Origin of the sequence: Sulfurospirillum arcachonense DSM 9755, from assembly GCF_000597725.1 — a bacterium.
GTDB classification, from domain to species: Bacteria; Campylobacterota; Campylobacteria; order Campylobacterales; family Sulfurospirillaceae; genus Sulfurospirillum_A; species Sulfurospirillum_A arcachonense.
In genome coordinates this window covers 1-20104 of sequence record NZ_JFBL01000013.1, presented here as the reverse complement: position 1 = coordinate 20104, position 20104 = coordinate 1, and the positions used below count along the sequence as shown (strand labels likewise).

Annotated in this window: 18 protein-coding genes; 8 read left to right on the top strand and 10 right to left on the bottom strand. The window is 29.2% G+C overall.

Annotation, left to right across the window (positions count from 1 at the left end):
• Complete coding sequence (gene nspC / locus K354_RS0110380; protein WP_024955432.1) at positions 1 to 1113, top strand: carboxynorspermidine decarboxylase; 1113 nt, start codon at positions 1 to 3, stop codon at positions 1111 to 1113.
• Between the two features lie 87 nt (positions 1114 to 1200).
• Here nspC and K354_RS0110375 read toward each other — a convergent pair whose 3' ends face one another.
• The 9 genes from K354_RS0110375 to K354_RS0110335 form a co-directional block, all read right to left on the bottom strand.
• On the bottom strand, positions 1201 to 2892 hold the full coding sequence (locus tag K354_RS0110375) for a methyl-accepting chemotaxis protein (RefSeq protein WP_024955431.1): 1692 nt from the start codon (positions 2890 to 2892) through the stop codon (positions 1201 to 1203).
• A 120-nt stretch (positions 2893 to 3012) separates the two neighbouring features.
• Positions 3013 to 3378, bottom strand: coding sequence for a NifB/NifX family molybdenum-iron cluster-binding protein (locus K354_RS0110370; protein WP_024955430.1), 366 nt, complete (start codon positions 3376 to 3378; stop codon positions 3013 to 3015).
• 138 nt (positions 3379 to 3516) lie between these two features.
• Entirely contained in the window at positions 3517 to 3669 is a 153-nt protein-coding gene (locus K354_RS15120) for a hypothetical protein (RefSeq protein ID WP_169733433.1), read from the bottom strand.
• Positions 3670 to 3893: 224 nt separating this feature from the next.
• On the bottom strand, positions 3894 to 5504 hold the full coding sequence (locus tag K354_RS0110360) for a DEAD/DEAH box helicase (RefSeq protein WP_024955429.1): 1611 nt from the start codon (positions 5502 to 5504) through the stop codon (positions 3894 to 3896).
• Positions 5505 to 5724: 220 nt separating this feature from the next.
• Positions 5725 to 6330, bottom strand: coding sequence for a TetR/AcrR family transcriptional regulator (locus K354_RS14765; RefSeq protein ID WP_024955428.1), 606 nt, complete (start codon positions 6328 to 6330; stop codon positions 5725 to 5727).
• Positions 6305 to 7537 carry an ArsS family sensor histidine kinase gene (locus K354_RS0110350; protein ID WP_024955427.1) on the bottom strand — a complete coding sequence of 411 codons (1233 nt, stop codon included), beginning with the start codon at positions 7535 to 7537 and terminating at the stop codon, positions 6305 to 6307. The genes K354_RS14765 and K354_RS0110350 overlap by 26 nt, the downstream gene beginning before the upstream one ends.
• Positions 7534 to 8214, bottom strand: coding sequence for a response regulator transcription factor (locus tag K354_RS0110345; RefSeq protein WP_024955426.1), 681 nt, complete (start codon positions 8212 to 8214; stop codon positions 7534 to 7536). The genes K354_RS0110350 and K354_RS0110345 overlap by 4 nt, the downstream gene beginning before the upstream one ends.
• Positions 8215 to 8260: 46 nt before the next feature.
• Positions 8261 to 10276, bottom strand: a complete 2016-nt coding sequence (locus K354_RS14760; RefSeq protein WP_024955425.1) for a sensor domain-containing protein — start codon at positions 10274 to 10276, stop codon at positions 8261 to 8263.
• A 42-nt stretch (positions 10277 to 10318) separates the two neighbouring features.
• A complete protein-coding gene (locus K354_RS0110335; protein WP_024955424.1) occupies positions 10319 to 11029 on the bottom strand; it encodes a DsbA family protein in 711 nt (236 codons plus the stop codon).
• A 70-nt stretch (positions 11030 to 11099) separates the two neighbouring features.
• Between K354_RS0110335 and K354_RS0110330 the strand changes: the two genes are divergently transcribed.
• Both K354_RS0110330 and K354_RS0110325 read left to right on the top strand, forming a co-directional pair.
• Positions 11100 to 11297 (top strand): hypothetical protein, encoded by a 198-nt coding sequence (locus tag K354_RS0110330; protein WP_024955423.1) that lies wholly within the window; start codon positions 11100 to 11102, stop codon positions 11295 to 11297.
• Between the two features lie 67 nt (positions 11298 to 11364).
• Positions 11365 to 12600, top strand: a complete 1236-nt coding sequence (locus K354_RS0110325; RefSeq protein ID WP_024955422.1) for an EAL and HDOD domain-containing protein — start codon at positions 11365 to 11367, stop codon at positions 12598 to 12600.
• A gap of 3 nt (positions 12601 to 12603) precedes the next feature.
• Here the strand turns inward: K354_RS0110325 and selB are convergent, their stop codons facing one another.
• A complete protein-coding gene (selB, locus tag K354_RS0110320; protein WP_024955421.1) occupies positions 12604 to 14436 on the bottom strand; it encodes a selenocysteine-specific translation elongation factor in 1833 nt (610 codons plus the stop codon).
• Between the two features lie 236 nt (positions 14437 to 14672).
• On the opposite strand from selB, the gene aspA reads away from it, so the two are divergent.
• From aspA to K354_RS0110295, 5 genes are all read left to right on the top strand, one after another.
• A complete protein-coding gene (gene aspA / locus K354_RS0110315; protein ID WP_024955420.1) occupies positions 14673 to 16073 on the top strand; it encodes an aspartate ammonia-lyase in 1401 nt (466 codons plus the stop codon).
• Between the two features lie 343 nt (positions 16074 to 16416).
• Positions 16417 to 17088: a response regulator transcription factor gene (locus tag K354_RS0110310; protein ID WP_024955419.1), complete on the top strand. Its 672-nt coding sequence runs from the start codon at positions 16417 to 16419 to the stop codon at positions 17086 to 17088.
• A 1-nt stretch (position 17089) separates the two neighbouring features.
• Positions 17090 to 18937: a sensor histidine kinase gene (locus K354_RS14755; protein WP_024955418.1), complete on the top strand. Its 1848-nt coding sequence runs from the start codon at positions 17090 to 17092 to the stop codon at positions 18935 to 18937.
• Positions 18927 to 19607 (top strand): response regulator transcription factor, encoded by a 681-nt coding sequence (locus tag K354_RS14750; RefSeq protein WP_024955417.1) that lies wholly within the window; start codon positions 18927 to 18929, stop codon positions 19605 to 19607. The genes K354_RS14755 and K354_RS14750 overlap by 11 nt, the downstream gene beginning before the upstream one ends.
• 133 nt (positions 19608 to 19740) lie before the next feature.
• The coding region (locus tag K354_RS0110295) for a hypothetical protein (RefSeq protein WP_024955416.1) at positions 19741 to 20104 on the top strand (364 nt) is incomplete at its 3' end.

Genomic DNA, 20104 nt, shown 5'->3' with positions numbered 1-20104 from the left:
ATGAGCAATCTTAAAACACCATATTATCTCTGTGAAGAAAAACTTCTTCGTAAAAATTTAGAAATTTTAAAATATGTTAGTGAAAAAAGTGGAGCAAAAGTTTTGCTTGCGCTCAAAGGATTTGCTTTTAGTGGATTTGCTGATTTAGTGAGTGACTACCTTAGTGGTTGTACATGTAGCGGACTACATGAAGCAAAATTTGCTAAAGAGTATTTTAGAGGGCAGATTCATACGTATTCTCCTGCTTTTAAAGAAGAAGAGATAGAAGAGATACTCAGTTTAAGTCATCATCTTATATTTAACTCCTTTGCTCAATTAGAAAAATATAAAGACAAAGCACAAAAAAAAGTTTCTATTGGGCTTAGACTTAATCCTGAAGTTTCTTCAAGTCCAGTTGATTTGTATAATCCATGTGGATTGCACAGTCGTTTGGGAATTACAAAAAAGAATTTTGAAGAAGGCAAACTTGATGGGGTGGAAGGTTTACATTTTCATGCTCTTTGTGAACAAGATGCTGATGCATTAGAAGAAGTTTTGAAAAGCTTTGAAGAGAAATTTGGTAAGTTTATCTCAAAAATGAAATGGATAAATTTTGGTGGAGGGCATCATATAACGAGAAAAGATTATGATGTAGAAAAACTTATAAAACTCATATATGATTTTAAAGAAAAATATAGTGTAGAAGTGTTTATTGAACCTGGGGAAGCTGTTGGGTGGCAAAGTGGTACTTTAGTAACAACAGTATTAGATATAGTAGACAATGGTATGAAAATCGCCATCCTTGATAGCTCAGCTGAAGCACATATGCCTGATACCTTAGCAATGCCTTATAGAGCAGAAGTAAGAGGAGCAGGAGAAGCGAATGAGAAGAAATATACTTATAGATTAGGTGGTAATACTTGTTTAGCAGGTGACATTATGGGTGATTACTCTTTTGATAAACCTTTACATGTAGGAGATAAAATAATCTTTGAAGATCAAATTCACTATACCATAGTAAAAAACACAACTTTCAATGGCATAAAACTTCCAAATTTAACAATACTTCGTGAAAATGGAGATATGGAGATAGTAAGAGAATTTGGATATGAAGAGTATAAAAGAAGAAATTAGATATTACATGTAAAGGTTTAAAAACCTTTACATGTAAGTGAGTTATATTGATAAATTTATACGTTACATATGCTTTTTTTTATCTTATTATGTTCTAAATTCTGATAACTTATCGTTAAGAGATTCCGTCATTTTATTAAGATGTTCAGCAGCACTTGCAATTTCTTCTACATTTCTAGCATGATGTGTTGAAATATCATTTATTTCAGTAACGCCAGAAATAATGTTTTCAATATCTGCACCAGTTCTAAGATAACCATCAACTGTTTTATGAGAAATATTTGTTGTTTCAGTCATGATTTTAGATAAGTCAGCAATTTTCGTTTCTACATCTGTTGCTGTGTCACTTAGAGCTTCCACTTTTTTTGAATTAGTTGTCATTTGTTCACTTGAATCCATAATCGATTGAACAATAACACTTATTGTTGAGTTTATTTCTACTAATGATTTTTGAGTTCTTTCAGCCAATTGCCTAACTTCATCTGCAACGACTGCAAATCCTCGTCCATGTTCACCTGCCCTTGCTGCTTCAATTGCAGCATTTAGTGCAAGAAGATTTGTTTGATCTGCAATGTCACCTATTACTTGAAGAACATCTTTCACTTGTTCTGTATCTTGACTAAGCTGTTGTATTTTATGAGCTAATTCTATTTCAGTGGAAGCACTTACTTTTATTTCATCTGTTAGATTAAGAATGGCCTTGTTTGCTTCTTCTAAGAATTTATTGGCATTTTCCAAGTCAGATTGTGATGTTTTAGCTTCTTCGACACTAGCATTCATCTCATCCTTTACAATGGCTGATTGCTTAGTGGTATTGTTTATTATATTGGTAGATTCTTCAACTCTTTTTCCTACTTCTAATGAGGTAGTAGACAATTCATGTGCTATAGAAGAGTTTTCAGTTGAAATATGTTTTGCTTCAGATATAAGAATTCTTACCTTTTCAATAAAGTTATTTATCTGTGTACTAGCTTGGGCTATTTCATCTTTTCCTACAATATCGAGTTTTTTAGTTAAATCGCCATTTCCACTTGATAAATCTTTTGTTCTATCAATCATTTCATTCAGTGGATTTACCATATATTTTTTGATTAAAAAGGTACTGATTAATATAATAAGAATGATACTTATAGCTGATGCGCTCAGAACAAAAATTAACTCTTTACGCACATCATTATCTGTTGCTTCTTTTAAAACATTAATTTCACCTTCAATATCATCTACAAATACAGCTGAACCTACAGTCCATTTGTAAGGTTTAAATTCTTGGGTATAAGCAATCTTTAGTTTAGGGGGTGTTCCTGGTTTTTTTGGAAAGATAAATCTAGTGTAACCACCACCATTTTTAGCTTTTTTTATCATTTCTTGTGTAAAAAGGACACCGTCTTTAGTTTTCGAATTCCAAAAGTTTTTACCTTGTAATGGTGGGTGTTTAGGATAAGATACCATTGTTCCCGTATCTGTTGTAATAAAGACAAATCCATTGTTATCATCAAAATAGAAAGCTTTACTAAGCTTAGCTATAACATCTTTTGTAATTTCTTTTTCAGTCGCACCTTCTGCTGTTTTATCTTGATAGATTCTTTCTATAACAGCAAATGCGATTTTTGTAGCATTTTTTATTTGAGCTTTTTTTTGTGCATATAAAGTCTTTTCATATTTTGTATAAAATATGTCTGTTTCTCTATTAATAGTTTTGTTAAAAAAATATGTTAATAGAGTTCCTAAGAGAATGAGGGATAATGTTATAATAACAAGTATACGAGTAGAAATTTTCATATAAAATCCTTTTTTATAATTCGGTATAACATAGCTATAATTGAGTATATATTATACCGTTAATTCTATCTTTAAAAAGATTAATTAAATATAAAAATTTATTTTAATTAAATATTAATATTAATTATGGCTACAAGTACCCTGACCAGTGCTTTTTTCTAATTTATTATTTAAAAATTGTTTTAAACTATCTTGAACTGTTGGGCTAGTTTGATCAAAGTATACAGATAATCCAGCTTTAGCAAAACCTTCAGCAGGGCGTCCCCCAATCCCACCAACGATAAGCGCATCAGGGTTAAAACTCATAATATTGTCAATGGCATTAGTACAAGCACCTGTTTTATGACCAGGATTTTGGATACCTTCAACATTAATTATTTTGTCATCTTCTAAAGTTACGATAGTGTAAAATTTTGCTTTTCCAAAGTGAGCACCACGTTTACTTAAATAGCCATCATTTGCATCTGTTGGGAATACTAGTTTCATATTTTATCCTTAAATATTGTAATTCAATTTGTTGTTTTAATAAGCCTGATATACTTCTTATAGAGTCATATCATCAGCACCATGTCTTATAGTTATCGTCTTTTGCAGTAAAAATTATTTCATAATATAAATTTAGGGTTATTTTTTTTGTATAAATTTTTTACAACCTTTTTCTTTTGTTCCTCCATTAGTTGTAAACTCTTTTACTTCATTTTTAAATAAATCATATCTTTCACACTCAGTACTTTTTATACATGTACTATTGTTACATGCCATAATTTTTTCTTGCATAGTTTCTTCTTTAGTTAATTTTTATGTTTAATAATAATTTGAACATATGTTCATAATTATAACGAACATTACTAAGTATGTCAAGAATTATTTATAAATATAATATATATTATAAGTAATATTTAAAATGAGTTTTTGAGATATAAAAAAGGAGGGAGAGGAAAAATTAAAATGGGGTACATGTAAAGGAAAAACCTTTACATGTAAATGAATAATAGTTATATTTAGTCGCGTCTTCTTCTTGAGTTTCTATCACTTGATGCGTTACGGCTGTTAGAACTTCTTCCACCACCGTCTTTAGATCCACCGCCATCACGACTTCCTGAACTTCTTCCACCACGACTTCCGCCACCATCTCTGCTAGAACCACCACGGTTTCCACGATAGCCACCACCATCACGGCCACCTCTTGAGCTTCTTCCGTAACGTCTATTACCTTTACTTCTATCTTTTTCACCGATTCTTTTGATCATGCTAAGAAGAGATTGTTTATCAAATCCAATTTTATCTGGGCCTTGTGGAGAGTTTTTATCCATCATTGTTGAAATAAGTTTTAAAGCTATTTGAGCCATATCCATATCTTCTTCTAAAAGATTTAATAACTCTTGAGCGTTGTCATTAAGTGGAGCATGAGTTATATCATGTGCCATTTTTTTCAATCTATTTTTATTTACATCAACTAAAGTAGGAACAAGTTTATGGTTTAAGTCAGTACCAACTTTTTTTCCAATTCTTTGCATTGAGTGGTATTCGTTTGGAGTTACTAGTGTAATAGCTGTTCCTTTTTTACCAGCACGTCCAGTTCTACCAATACGGTGAACATAACTTTCTGGATCAAAAGGCATATGGAAATTGAATACATGAGAAATATCAGTTACATTTAGTCCACGTGCAGCAACGTCAGTCGCAACAAGAATTTCTAGTTGAGAACTTCTAAATGCTTTGATAACGCTTTCTCTTTGATTTTGTTCCATATCACCATGAAGACCTTTTGCTGAGTAACCTACAGCCATAAGGTGATTTGAAAGACGATCTACTTCTTTTTTTGTTCTACAAAATACAATTGATTTTACAGGATCTGTTGCATCAAGAAGTCTTACCATTGCACTATCACGCTCATACTCGTTAATTACGTAATATTGTTGTTCAATGTCATCATTTGTTGTGTGATCTTTTGGAGTTACACTTACATATTGAGGGTCTTTTAAAATTCTTTTAGCAAGTCTTTTAATAGGCTCTGGCATAGTTGCTGAGAAAAGAAGAGTTTGTCTTTGTTCTGGAAGGAAAGAGAATATACTCTCGATATCTTCTAAAAATCCCATATCAAGCATTTCATCTGCTTCATCAAGGATAACTATACTTGGAGCAAATCCTGGTAATCTGTCATTTTTTAGAAGGTCAAGCATACGTCCTGGAGTTGCTACAACTACACTTGCTCCTTTTTGGATAAGACCAAGTTGGCGAGAGTATGAACTTCCTCCATAAATAGTTACTGTTCTAACACCAGAGTTTCTTCCTAGTGTATAAAGTTCATCACTTACTTGTGTTGCTAATTCTCTTGTTGGAGTAATTACTAAAATTTGTACTTTATTTGATGCTGAGTCAATCATGCTCATACTTGGTAAACCAAAAGCAGCAGTTTTACCTGTTCCTGTTTGTGCTTGTGCTACGATATCATGACCTTTTAATACTAAAGGTATAGATTGTTCTTGTACTGGACTTGGTTCTCTAAAACCAGCTTCTTTGATTGATTGCATAATTTCTGGAGATAATCCAAATGATTCAAATGAAACTGTTTTTGTTTCTTCTACTGTTTTTGTTGCTGTTTTTTCCATTGTGTTTCCTGTTTTTGTTTGTCCAAAACTTCGGGCATGAAGAGTGTGTAGAAATATTCTACTACATAAAAATTTTTTGAGTAATCAAATACGGGTGAGTAACTCGGTATAACTAGTATGTAAAAACCTACTAGCTTGCTGAGTCTTTTTGTCAGTCTTGAATAGGTTTTGTACTTCTTTAAAGAAGTCTTGAATTTGGCTGATTATATCTAAAGTTTTCTTAAGATTTGATTGAGCTTATAAGATAATCCCTTTGAGGGTGCAGTTCAGCTCTTATTTCATCGATGTTTTTACCAATAGCTATGGCATTTATAATAGTTCCTTTAAAACTATCTGCAAAGAGTTCAGCAATAAGTTCAACATTTATATCTTTAAACTCTTTTGAGTAAACCCCTTCTCTTAAAATTTTTTCTATTTCATATAATTCATTTTTTCTCTCATCTTTAAAATTTTGAATAAGCCCATGATGAGAAAAATTTAAAATAATAGACATATTCATAGCGAATAATTTTAAAAGTATATCCATTGAATGATACTTTTCAAGGATAGAAAAATCAAAATATACTACAAGTTTTTGTGCAGCTGAAGAACATGTTTTAAATCTTTTAGATCTATTTTCATCTAATAATTCCATGACATAGTTCCAAATTTCTAAAATAATTTCTTCTTTTGTTTTAAAGTAGAGATAAACTGTTCCTTTTGCAACATTTGCAGCTAAAGCAATTGATTCTACAGAAGTTTTAGCTAATCCTGATTGCGCTAGTAGTGGAATGGCTGCAAGCGCTATAGCTCTTTTCTTTTCATTTTTTTCTGATTTTCTTAACATGTATTGTAAATATATTCCTCTGGTTTTCCCTATTATACTCTATTTTCATATTATGTAGTCTTATTACATGTAAAGTTATAAAAAGGCCAAAACCAAGTCCACGAGAGCTTCTTTGTTTTTTTCCATCTAAAAAATAAGGTTCTGCATACTTTTGAAGGGGAAATTCTAACTCATCTCCGTGATTTGAAATGATGATTTGATTTGGTGTAGATTCTATAGTTACTTGTAAATCATCGGAATAATTTATACCATTATCTAAGAGATTTTTTATAGCAGTACCAAAGAGCTCAAAATCAACATTGATGGTCATTGGGATTAGTTTACATATAACATTTGATTTGTCATGAGTTAATATGTCAAGAGAAAAATCTACAACATCTTCTAAAGCGTATTCTTGAGTATTAATATTAAGCTCATTTGCACTTAGTTTTTCTATTCTTGAAAATTCTTCAAGAAGAGCTTCTTGTCTTCTAAAAACATTTTTTAGAGTTGTTTGATAGTTTGATTCTTCTATCATTTCACATGAAAGTTTTCCTTTAGTAATAGGAGTTTTAAGTTCATGCATAATATTTCTCAAAAAAAGTTGTCTTGAATCTCTCAATTTTTTAATTTTATTGACACTTTTGTCAAACTCATTTGATAAAATTGCAATTTCATCTTTTTTATTGCTTTTACAATCTATATCGTAATTGCCATCAGCAAACTCTTTTACTTTTTGTCTAAGTCCATAAATAGGCAGGATACTTCTAATAATCGCTATATATAAAAACAGAAGTAATAATACAGCAATGGTAGGAAGCAATACTAGAGGGAGCATGTTTTTTTCATGAGGAGCTTTAAAAAACATCCCACCTCGCAGTGCTATATAAAAATCTCTTTTATACTCTATTGCTCGAAGTCTTAAGTTGTTATTGTGTCTTCGCATATGTCTTCGTTCTGGTGGAAGTTGGAGTGCTGTTCTAATTTGTTGTTTTAAGTTTGTATCTGTAACTAATTCAAAACCTTCTTTTTTGAGAAGTTGCATGTTAAAATCACCACTTTGTTGGTTGTAGGCAGAATTAAATACAACTTGAGCAAATCTTTGCATTTGTTCAGTTTGTGCTTTTAGTATTTGGATATGAAAAATGAATAAAATGGCAAAGAAACCCATCATAGCTATTGCAAAAATTATAGATATTTTTGTTATTACTGAGTTATACCATTTCAAGCTTGTAACCTATAACCAATACCTCGTATTGATTTAACATGTTTTTGATTTTTAGAGTTTTCTCCTAGTTTGGTTCTAATTCTACTTATAAGAACGTCTAAACTTCTACTATCGTTTTCATTATTTAAAGAAGGGGCATTTCCTATCAATTCACTTCTTGAAACGATACAACCATTTTTTTTAAGCATATAAGAGAGAACTTCAAACTCCGCCCTTGTGAGAGTTAACTCTTTATTCATAAAAAAGATACTATCTTCATTTTTACCAAGTTTTATATCACTATGTTTTTCATCTTCAAGTGTGTTTGTATTTCTTTTATATCGTCTTAAAACACTCATAATTCTTGCATATAACTCTTTGGGCTCATAAGGTTTTGGAAGATAATCATCAGCACCAAGCTCAAGTCCTATAATCTTGTCCTCTACATCACTTCTGGCACTTGAAATAATAATAGGTATATCATCTTTTGATCTCACTTCTTTACATATCTCAAGGCCATCCATACCAGGTAAAGAGAGATCTAATATAAGTAAATCGTATTTTTTTAAATTTAATGCACTTATGCCTAAATAGGGATCATCATAATTCTCTACATGTACGTTATATTTTTTTAAAAAAGCAGTTAAAATTTCAGCTAATTCTATATCATCTTCTATCATTAATATATTTGGATTCATACTGTACTCCTAAAAAGTATTTTATCAATCTATTGTGAATGGTTTGTTAACTTGGAGTGTAAAATATGTAACAACATTTACCAGTATTTTTTGCTTCGTACATAGCATTATCAGCAAACTCTAGTAACTCTTTTTTATTTTTGGTTTGGTTTGGATAGGTACTTATTCCTAAACTTCCACTGATGGTACAACTTTCATTTGTAGAGAGTTTTATAGGTTTTCCAATTTCTTCAATGATTTTTTGAGCGATAGTTGAAACATCTGTGAGTTGATTCACTTTTTCTAATATAACAACAAACTCATCACCACCAAGTCTTGCAATAGTATCAGTTTCTCTAACTACATGACTTAATCGTTTTGATATCGTAGCTAAAACAATATCGCCATTACTATGCCCTTGAGTGTCATTGATTTGCTTAAAATCATCTAAATCTATAAAAATTATACTTAACATACTATCTTCTCTATCAGATCTTTGTATTGCTTTATCTAATCTGTCATAAAAAAGAGTTCTATTTGGAAGGTTTGTAAGCAAGTCATAATGAGCCATTTTTTTAAGTTTGCCCTCTATATTTTTTTGTTCTTGTATATTTTGAAATATTCCAACATAATTTATTATTTGTTTTTTATCGTTTAAAACTACATTGATACTCATTCTCTCAGGGATAATTGTCCCATCTTTGTTTTTGTTAAACATTTCTCCTGTCCAGCTTCCATGAGTGAGTAAGTCTTTCCACATATGTTGATAAAAAGCAGAAGAATGTTTAAAAGATTTTCGTATACTAGGTTTTTTACCTAAAACATCTTTTTCGCTATATCCTGTTAGTTTTGTAAAGGCACTATTAACAGATACAATATTTGCTTTATCATCTGTTATAATCATTCCCTCTGTAGTGGTATTGAATACTTTTGCGTAAAGATTAATTTTATCTTGATAAACTTTTTCTTTGGTTATATCTAGCCCAAAACCACATAAAACTTTTTCACTATCATTTTCTATTGGGAATTTATAAGTCTCAAAGAGTTTATTAACTCCTTCTTCATTAGGGATTAATTCTTCGTGTTTAAATATACCTTCATAAAAAGCTTCTCGATCACTTTTTTCTATATTTTTACTTACGGTTTCATTAAATAGATCTTTGATTTTTTTATTTTCCCACGGTTTAAAACCCAATAACTTTTGGAAAAAGCTATTTATATATAAATATGTTCCTTCTTGATTTTTCATAAAAGCAAGAGCAGGTAAATTATCCATAAATGTCATAAACAAATCTCTTTGACGTTTTATTTTTGTTAATTCTGTTTTTTGTAAACTTATGTCTCTTATAGTTCCATAGATTTTAGTTATTTCATTGTTTGGTCCATATATACCTTTACCTCTAAAATTAACCCATACTTCTTGAAGTGATGTTTTAAGTCTATGCTCTACATCTATATAAGGAGATTTACCTGCCAGATGTGCAGCAATTGCTTCGTTAGTTGAAGCTATATCATATGATTCTATTAAATTGAGCCAATTTTTTATATTATCAGGGGCTTTTTCATGTTCTAAGTAACCTAAAATTTCTTTTGCTTTTTTTGAGAGGATAAGTTTGTCATTTTTTACTTCCCATTCCCAATAACCTTCACGTGAACCTTTTAAAATAAGTTCTAAATTTTCTTTTTGTTTGATTATTTTTGCTTTATTACTTTTCATTTCACTTGTATCAAATAAAACACCAATCGAACCATTTAGGTAGTTTGTAAAGTTGACTATAGTAGCTTTTGTAATATCATTATCATAAATTAAGTCTATTTCTTTTGTTTGAGAAGTTTTAAATTGATTGAGTTCTTTTATCGCTTGTTTTTTGAAGTTACCAAAACTTGTATTAAAAGATTTATTACAGCCTTTAAAGTTACCTTCTTTATCTTTATAGAAAATAGGTAAATTTATAGCATTTAAAACAGTATCTAAATCTTCTGATTTTGAACTTATTTTTTTAAGCTGTTTTGATTTTAGAACAAGTAAGACAATTAAAATAAATATAATAATAAATAAAAAAACATCGGGTATATTGAACATTAATACTCCTTATTTTAATCAAGTATTATACCTTTTTTTTATTTATTGTAATAATTCTTTCTCGTTTACATAAAAAGGAACACCTTCAAGACCAGCTGCAAAGTATTTTTTTATTAAATTTTCTATATTTTGTACTTCTTCATCACTTACTTTTTCATCTACATCGCTATTAAAATATTTTTTAATAATTTGTAATTTTTTGCCTAAATCTTTTGCTTTACTAGTTTGTCTATAAATAAGAACTGATTTTTCCAATGAACTTCTATCATGTACAGGTGTAAATATAAGTTTTAAATTATATGTTTGAAGTTTCGTTTCTATTTTTTGTATTTCTTTATAACAAAATGGGCATTCAGGATCTGTAAATTTTACTAATGTTTCTTTTTGAGGATCATCTCCTAAGGTTATAATATTGTTTTTATCTTCTTGTTTATAGAGTATAGATAATTCTCGTATTAGTTTTTGTTTATCTAGTTTATCTTTTATACTTCCCTCTTTTACACTAATGACATCAGGAAAAATTAGATCTCCTTGAGTAAATACAGAGAGTTTTTGAACTCTTGTGCCATCACTTATATTAAGCGAAACATAATCCATATCTTTTATATTAGCAATAGAAACTCTTGAGGAGATATCGACTTTGACTGTAGGGACAGGAATTTTAGATTCAAAGTAGGTTATTATTTGAGCATCTGTTGCTCCAAATAAAGATGTGCTAAGGACTGAAGTTATCATAATAAGCTGTTTTGTCATATTAAACCTTTAGAATTTACTGAAATTATTATACAATAGCTATTACAAATATTTTTTAAACGAGAATTAGATGGACAATAAAGAAGAATTAATAAAAGAGATTGCTAAACTCATAGAATCAGATCCCAATGCAACTCCAATGGAGCTTAATATGTTGGAATTTTTAAGTGAAGATGATTTGATTTCTGTTTTGAAGAATTTATACAAATCAAAAGAGACAAGAAGCGAACAAAACGAAGAGTGGTTTCAAGAACTTTGCACAAAATAAGAATTTTTAATAATATTTTATTTTAACTATGAGATAATATAAATCGTATTTTGTATAAGGAATTGTTATGATAAGAGATATTTATATAGCAAAACAACCGATAATTGATGTAAATAATGAAATTTATGGGTATGAACTTTTATTTAGAACAATTGATAATAATGGTAGTATGCATGCTTTATTTGAAGATGAACTTTTAGCAACGGCTAAGGTCTTAGTAAATGCACTTAATCATTTTGGTATAAGTTCATTAGTGAATGATAGCTTGGCTTTTATTAATATTGATCAAGAATTCCTTTTTGATCCAATTTTATTTAATATACCAAAAGATCGTTTTATTTTAGAAATACTTGAAGATACAATTTTAGATAAAAAAACTATAGAACGTATAAAAATGTTAAAAGAGCAAGGGTATAAATTTGCTCTTGATGATGTTCATTCTAATGATGGATTTATAGAAAGATTTATTCCAATTTTTCCTTATATAGATATTTTAAAATTAGATGTATCATTAATAAAAGAAAATGCTATAGAAAAATATTTAAAGAGTTTTAAAAAATATAATTTTGAACTTTTAGCAGAAAAAGTTGAAACACAAGAAGATTATGAACTTTTTAAAGCATATGGTTGTATACTTTTTCAAGGGTATTTTTTTGCAAAACCAGACGTTTTGCAAAAAAAATCAATAGATCCAGAATTTAAAAAAATATTTCAGCTCATTAATTTATTAGATGATGAAAATATTGCTACAAAGCAAATTGTAAAAGAATTAGAAAATGAAATTGAGTTAACTATCCAACTTTTAAGATTTATTAACTCAGGTTTTATTGGCTTAAAAAAAGAGGTTACATCTGTAAATCATGTTTTATCTTTATTGGGAAAAAAACCATTAAAACAGTGGTTGCTTTTAATAGCGTTTGCAAAGTCAATGGACAGTGAAATTAAGGTAGAGAAAAACCCTCTATTTAATCTTGCATTAAATAGATCAAAAATTATGGCTAGTATTGTCAAGTTGATGAAGAATACTTCTTGTGATATACATGAAGCATCTTTTGTTGGTATATTATCTCTAATAGATGTAATTTTAAAAATTCCCCTTGATACAATACTAGAAGAAATTAGCTTAGGGAATCATGTGAAAGAAGCTCTTTTGTATAGAAAAGGAGAGTTAGGTAAGCTTTTGAAATTAGTCATAGCCATAGAAAAGTTGGATATGCAAAAAGTAGACAAGATATTAGATGATATACATATCACAAATTTGCAATTAAATAAGATATTACAAGAGAGTTATGTTCATTCATAACTCTTAAACTAAAACTCTTTTCATGCCATCTTTTTTTACATCATCATAAAGATCAAGATAATCCAAATAAGCAACAAGATATTTTCTACTCATGTCATAAAATTTTCTAAAAGAGTTGATATCAACACTTCCTTCGTTTTTCATGATTTCTCTCAGTCTTGTTATTATTATACTTAGATTCTCCGTTGTTACAAAAAGATTATGTGCAAGGCGTACAACTTTTTGTGATTTAGTAAGTCTTTTTAAAGCATCATCTCCCATTTTTCTATCGATATCTAATTCATCATAGATATTATATGGGGCAGTTGGCATAAATCCCTCCTCTTGAAGGATATTGTGCATTTTCTCTTCTATAATTTTATCTATATTGTTTACGTTTATATTGGGATTTTTATATATACCATCTTTTAAGTCTAGTTGACCACTTTTTACAATGTCTTGTAAAACATCATTTAAAAGAGATTCACTTGCCCATTTAATTTTTAAAGAGAGTGAGTTTGCCGAAAGAAGGGCATATTCATTTTTTTCATAAATGGCATTTATTTTATTTTTTAGCTCTTTTTTTATAGATAGAGGATATATTACTAAACCTTTTTCATCAACAAAAACATTTTCCATTTTATGAGCAATTTTTAAAGCTTCATCATGATTGAGTCCAAATCTTTGGTTAGAAGATATAATACCAAAACCTCTTTTATGAGTGTTGACAAGTATTTCAAAGGCAGTTTTAAAATCATCATTTTTTAAGGCTTCTAAAAGAGGCATTTTTATTTTCTTTTTGATTGGATCATTAATAGGATTAAGGACTCGTCCACCACCAATAGTTTTACCACTTCTACAGATAATAAAAGGTTCATTATGAACTAAAAAGATTTTGGAGTGAAATTGTAGTTTTGCTAAACCACTTGAGATTTCATTTTCATCGCTATAAAGTAATATTTTTGTCTCTATTTGTTTTGTACCTATAAAAAGAATGACTTGAGTATTATGTTTTATTGTTTGATTAGAAATTCCTTCTACCCAAACGTCTACACTTGTAAAGCCACGAATAAAGCCTTTTTTACATAAAAGAGTTCCTTTTTTTAAATTTACTTTTGTATTTTGTAAATTGATTGCAGTTCTTTGAGAACTCAGGGCTTCTTTTTCATCTTTGTCATGAACTTGTAAGTTTTTTACCACAATTTCTTTTTCAAGTTCTGGAGCAAATACTTTTTCCCCTATTTTTATTGTACCATCAAGCACGGTTCCAGTAACAACAGTTCCAACACCAGCAAGTGAAAATGAACGGTCAATATAGTATCTAAAAAGGCCATTGCTTGGTTTTTCGATAATAGGAATGCTAAAAAGTTCTTGTTTTAAGTTTTTAATAGAATCTTTGTCATAGATACTAACTGGAATAATAGATTTGAGACTCAGATATGAAAAGGTTTTAAAGTATTCTTGAATTTCTTTTTTTCTTTCTTCTACTTCTGATGGTGTGACTAAATCACTTTTAGTTAAAGCTATAATTATACTCTTTACATGTAAAAGGTTTAATATCTCTAAATGCTCAGTAGTTTGAGGCATGATTCCTTCATTTGCATCGATTATGACCATACATGCATCAAATCCAAAAGCACCTGCTATCATATTTTTTAAAAGTTTTTCGTGTCCAGGGACATCTATAAAAGCTACATTTGTATTGTCGTTTTGGAGGTTTGAAAAACTAAGGTTGATAGTAATGCCTCTTTTTTTCTCTTCTTCTAAAGTATCGCCAGCATAGCCACTAAGGGCTTCAATAAGTGCTGTTTTACCATGGTCAACATGACCAGCCGTTCCAACTATAATGTGCTTCATTTAATTAATTCCTAGTCAATTCAGTTTGTATTAGTATATAGAAACTGCCATGAAAAGTATATTAATAATGATGAAATATTTCTAATATTACAATGATGAAAAAATAGGCAAATTTCTTTGTAAAAGTCACCTTAAATGTCTTTGAAAAAAGATATAATACCAAGTTTTTAGAAGAGTAGATTTTCATTAGTAAAATTAGAATAGTTTATATGTAAAAAGAGAAATAAGGATAGACGATGTCAACAAGGCTAGAACATGATTTAATAGGAGACAAACAAATCCCTATAAATGTGTATTATGGAGTTCAAACAGCAAGAGCACAAGAAAATTTTTCTATTACAGGAGTTATATTAGCAGGATTTCCTACTTTTATAATTTCTTTAGCAAAAGTAAAAAAAGCAGCAGCATTAGCAAACTTTGAACTTGACATGTTAGAAGAACATAAAAAGAATGCGATTTGTGAAGCTTGTGATGAAATCATTGCAGGGGAACTTCATGATCAATTTGTAGTAGATATGATTCAAGGAGGAGCAGGAACTTCAACCAATATGAATGCAAATGAAGTTATTGCAAATCGTGCTTTAGAAATATTAGGTCATGACAAAGGTGAATATAAATATTTACACCCAAATAATGATGTAAATCTTTCACAATCAACAAATGATGCATACCCAACAGCTCTTCGTATAGCACTATATGAAAAAATTTATGAATTAACAGATTCAATGAAAATATTACGTAAAGCTTTTATGAAAAAATCAGATGAATTTAAAGATGTTATTAAGATGGGAAGAACGCAACTTCAAGATGCAGTTCCAATGACATTAGGACAAGAATTTCATACTTATGTAACTATGATAGATGAAGATATTGCTCGTTTAGGTGAAGCACAACAATTGGTACGTGAGATGAATCTTGGTGCAACTGCAATTGGAACAGGGATTAATTCACATCCACAATACGCAGTAGTTGTAGAAAAAAAACTTCAAGATGTAACAGGACGTCCTTTCGTAACAGCAGGTGATTTAGTTGAAGCAACACAAGATACAGGTGCATATGTACAAATATCAGGTGTATTAAAAAGAGTAGTAACAAAGATTTCTAAAATATGTAATGACTTAAGACTTCTAAGCTCAGGTCCAAGAACAGGATTTAATGAAATTAATCTTCCAGCAATGCAACCTGGATCTTCAATTATGCCAGGTAAAGTAAATCCAGTTATACCAGAAGTAGTAAATCAAGTAGCTTTTCAAGTAATAGGAACAGATGTAACTATAACAATGGCAAGTGAAGGTGGACAACTGCAATTAAATGTGTTTGAACCAGTAATCGCATACAACCTTTTTAATTCAATCAATATGATGAAAAATGCCTTTGAAACTTTAGCAGAAAAATGTGTAATAGGTATTACAGCAAATGAAGATAGATGTAAAGATTTAGTACTTCATAGTATTGGATTAGTTACAGCACTTAACCCATATATTGGTTATGAAAACTCAACTAATGTTGCAAAAGAAGCATTAGAAAGTGGACGTTCAGTATATGACATAGTCTTAGAAAAAGAGTTACTGAGTAAAACGGAACTTGATGAAATCATTAAACCAGAAAATATGATTAAACCTTGTATAAGCAAATAATTCTCAAATCATTAAAATTTTAAAACAGAAGAAATAGTGTTGAGTTATTTAACGAAATACTATTTCTTTACTACCTACAATATTATTTTTAAACAACATCTTGCAAAAGTATAGCTTCTTATAAAATTAACCATAATTAGTACCTATTTAATAGGCTTAAAAACAACAAAAATCTTGACTTAATACAAAATATTTAGGTTAAAAACTCGAGTAATCTTCGGTATAGTAATGGTTTAAAAAGAAAATTTTATAAGATGTGCCATGCTTCTTAGTGTATAAAAATAAATTTAATTTTTTTTTTAAATATTTTTTCTATATACTTACATGCAGATAAAGGATTTATATGTTGACTAATGTAAAAATACTCTATGCAGAAGATGAAGAACTTATTCGCCAACAAATGGTTAAAACTTTAGAGTTCCTTTCTGCTAGAGTGATTAGTGTATCTGATGGAAATGCTGCATATGAAGCTTATAATAAAGAAAATCCTAATATTATCATTGCTGATATTGAAATGCCAGGGATGAGTGGCCTTGAATTGGCTGAAAAGATTAGACAAAATGATAAAAATAGTCAAATTATCATTACTACTGCTTATACAAATACAGAATACTTTTTAAAAGCTATTGAGTTAAACTTGGTGAAGTATTTATTAAAACCTATAAAATTACTTGATCTTGAAGAGGCACTGAATATTTGCTGTGAAAATCTTTGTGCACTTAATACTTATGAAAGATATTTTAATGATAAGGATTATTATAGTATGCGTTTAGGTACATTGGTTGTTAATGGGGAAGAAATTCCTCTTGAGTTTCAAGAGAAAGCTTTTCTTGAATTATTATTAACAGCGCCTAAAGAGATAGTTGTGTATAAAACAATAGAAGAAAAAATTTGGCCAAATGGCATGACTGATGCTGCGTTACGAACATTGGTTTTTAATCTACGAAAAAAATTACCTGATAAAGTTATAAAAAACATTTCTAAAACAGGTTACAAAATAGTTATAAAAGAATAAAATGAAACATATATTTTTACTGTTTTTTCTAGTATGCCAACTATTAGCACTTGATATTTCCCCGCAGATTGTTCCTGTTCATGCTAAAATAGAGATGGCGCAAAATATTGGAAACATTAAAGAGGCTATTAGTTCTTCAAAAAAGTTTGAAACAGTTAAATATTTCCGTAGATATCTTCGAAAGAAAAGAGATAATAATAATCTTTGGTTGAAACTTTCACTCCATAATCCAACAGATATTCCTTTGCAAAGAGAGTTGGTTATGCGTTGGGAACGAGTTAATGTTGATGTTTATTTAGTTGATAAAGAAGAGGTTATTTTTCAAGAAAGATTCAATAAGAAAAAATATCATTGTGTCTCTTCTCCTATGGTAATTCCTCCTAGCAAGAGTGTTACACTCTATTTACATGTAAATGTCCCAAAAGATATTGATGATTTCTATTATCTTTATATAACTGAACCAACACAAACACAAGATTTTATAATTAAAAAAGAAAAATACTATCATAATGGATTCTTTTTAGGTGTTCTTTTGACAATGATGTTTTATAATTTTTTTATGTATTTTTCTGTTAAAGAAAAAAGTTATTTTTTACTTGCCTTGTATCAGTTTTCTATAGTTTTTTATATTTCTGATCTTCGGTTATTTGTGATGAATTTACTTGAACCATTTCCAGAGTTTTCCTATTGGTTTTTGAAAGTAGGCTCAAGTGTTTTAATAAGTTTTCTTTCAATGCTTTTTACCAAAGAATTTCTAAATATGAAAAAAAATATGCCTTTTTTAAACAATGCACTGAATATTTCTTTTGTAGTATTAGCTTTTTTCCAACTCAATGCACAAATTTCTAATTATGCAGCATTTTTGTATTTACTTTATATGGTTGCTGGTTTATATGCCTTTTATAAAGGGAATTTTTTCGCATTATTTTTTACTTTTGGATTTAGTGGAATAGTGTTTTTTACTATAGGATTAAATGTTATTAAAATTTTTGAGTTGAATTTATATTTTGAGTATCAAAGTGTTATACAGGTTTTGGCATGTATAGAAGCTTTTGCTCTTAGTATGGCAATGTATCTAAAGATTAAATCTATAATTCAAGAGAAAGAATATGCACAAGCAGAAAATATTAAACAAGAAAAAATAATTTTAGAACAGTCTAGATTTGCTACTATGGGTGAAATGTTAGCAAGTATCGCGCATCAATGGAGGCAGCCACTTAATCATCTTAGTTTAATTTTAAATAATATTTATTTAGCAAATCGCTTGAATAAATTAGACAATAAGTATCTCAATCAAGTTCTTAATGAAGGATATCAGCAGCTTGATTACATGTCAATGACTGTTGAAGATTTTAGTAACTTTTTTTCTAAAAAAGGGCAACAAGAAAAATTTCAATTAAAAGAAGTATGTGAGTATGCTATTGAGTTAGTAGAAAGCAGACTTAATAAGCATCAAATTGTATTTTCAATTGAGAGTAGTAGCAATTATTATCATACTAATTATAAAAATGAACTCATACAAGTTTTAACTGTAGTTTTAAATAATGCAATTGATGCATTGACAATGAATAATATTGAAAATAGACAAATCAATATGACAATCACCAGTGATTCTATAACTATAGAAGATAATGCTGGTGGGATTCCAGACATGGTTCTACCTAAAATTTTTGATCCGTATTTTAGTACAAAGGATAAAAAATTTGGAACAGGACTGGGATTATATACAGCAAAAATTATAGTTGATACTCTTATACATGGACGTATTGAAGTAAACAATAGTGATATTGGAGCAAAGTTTGTTATTTTATTGCCTCAGGTAGAGAAGGAAAATAAAAATGGATTATGATTTAAAAGTGTTATATGCAGAAGATGAAGAGTTGATTAGAAAACAGATGGTGCAAACGTTAGAATTTCTCTCTTATAAAGTGGATGCCGTAGAAAATGGTGAGTTAGCATGGCAAAATTTTCAACAAAACAGTTATGATATAGTTATTTTAGATATTGAAATGTCTGATTTAAACGGTTTAGAATTAGCAACTAAAATCCGTGAACTGAATTCTACAATACCTATTATAATTATTAGTGCATATACAAATACAGAATATTTTATGAAAGCTATAGAGCTTAATTTGGTTAAATATCTTATAAAACCAGTGAAAGTTCAAGAATTAGAAGAATCTTTAAATCTTTGTGCACAAAGTATGGTTTCACAAAAAAGTCACCTATTTTATTTTAATGAAAAAGATTTTTATGATTTTAAATTGCAACAATTAATAGTCAATAATGAAGAGATACATATGGAACATTATGAACGTGAACTTTTAAATATTCTTGTAAAAAATAATCAGCGAACACTCTCTTATCGTGAAATCATAACAAAAATTTGGGAAGAAGAACCAGAAATTGGATCTTTGCGTTCGGTAGTTAGTAGTTTGCGTAAAAAACTTCCAATTGGTATTATAATTAAAAATATTCCACAAATTGGGTATAGACTTTTTATTGATGAGAATAACTAATAAAACTATACAAATAAATTTACAAAAATTTTTTCCCTATTTTTTCCTTATTTTTTTCCTAACTCTTTAGATTATAATTAATTTATAAAATTAAAATACATCTTTAAGTAAAGATATATAAAAGGAAAGAAAAATGTTGCGAAAAGTAATTTTAGCATTAGTAGTTAGTGCAGTAGCACTATTTGGAGCGGATTATAAGGAGGGAGTTAATTATAAGACTCTTGAGACACCACTTGTAGGTGTAGAAAAAGGGACTATAGTTAAAGTATGGAGCTATACATGTCCATTTTGTTATAAATATGATAAAGCAGTAACAGAGAAAGTAATTCACTCTATTCCTGGTGTAAACTTTGAAGTATGGCATCTATATACAAAAGGTACATATGGTCAACAAGGTTCAAACCTAATGGCAGTAGCACAAGCAAGAGATTTAGCTAATGGAATAAAAGATCCTCTAGATAAAAAAGGTCTTCTTAAAAAGATGAAATTTACATACT

Excerpts from the sequence above, each read along its gene's own strand:
- K354_RS15120 (WP_169733433.1), bottom strand. The coding sequence starts at position 3,669 with ATGCAAGAAAAAATTATGGCATGTAACAATAGTACATGTATAAAAAGT.
- selB (WP_024955421.1), bottom strand. The coding sequence starts at position 14,436 with ATGAAGCACATTATAGTTGGAACGGCTGGTCATGTTGACCATGGTAAA.
- K354_RS0110360 (WP_024955429.1), bottom strand. The coding sequence starts at position 5,504 with ATGGAAAAAACAGCAACAAAAACAGTAGAAGAAACAAAAACAGTTTCA.
- K354_RS0110345 (WP_024955426.1), bottom strand. The coding sequence starts at position 8,214 with ATGAATCCAAATATATTAATGATAGAAGATGATATAGAATTAGCTGAA.
- K354_RS0110310 (WP_024955419.1), top strand. The coding sequence starts at position 16,417 with ATGTTGACTAATGTAAAAATACTCTATGCAGAAGATGAAGAACTTATT.
- K354_RS14755 (WP_024955418.1), top strand. The coding sequence starts at position 17,090 with ATGAAACATATATTTTTACTGTTTTTTCTAGTATGCCAACTATTAGCA.
- K354_RS14765 (WP_024955428.1), bottom strand. The coding sequence starts at position 6,330 with ATGTTAAGAAAATCAGAAAAAAATGAAAAGAAAAGAGCTATAGCGCTT.
- nspC (WP_024955432.1), top strand. The coding sequence starts at position 1 with ATGAGCAATCTTAAAACACCATATTATCTCTGTGAAGAAAAACTTCTT.
- K354_RS14750 (WP_024955417.1), top strand. The coding sequence starts at position 18,927 with ATGGATTATGATTTAAAAGTGTTATATGCAGAAGATGAAGAGTTGATT.
- K354_RS0110375 (WP_024955431.1), bottom strand. The coding sequence starts at position 2,892 with ATGAAAATTTCTACTCGTATACTTGTTATTATAACATTATCCCTCATT.
- K354_RS0110370 (WP_024955430.1), bottom strand. The coding sequence starts at position 3,378 with ATGAAACTAGTATTCCCAACAGATGCAAATGATGGCTATTTAAGTAAA.
- aspA (WP_024955420.1), top strand. The coding sequence starts at position 14,673 with ATGTCAACAAGGCTAGAACATGATTTAATAGGAGACAAACAAATCCCT.
- K354_RS0110335 (WP_024955424.1), bottom strand. The coding sequence starts at position 11,029 with ATGACAAAACAGCTTATTATGATAACTTCAGTCCTTAGCACATCTTTA.
- K354_RS0110325 (WP_024955422.1), top strand. The coding sequence starts at position 11,365 with ATGATAAGAGATATTTATATAGCAAAACAACCGATAATTGATGTAAAT.
- K354_RS14760 (WP_024955425.1), bottom strand. The coding sequence starts at position 10,276 with ATGTTCAATATACCCGATGTTTTTTTATTTATTATTATATTTATTTTA.
- K354_RS0110330 (WP_024955423.1), top strand. The coding sequence starts at position 11,100 with ATGGACAATAAAGAAGAATTAATAAAAGAGATTGCTAAACTCATAGAA.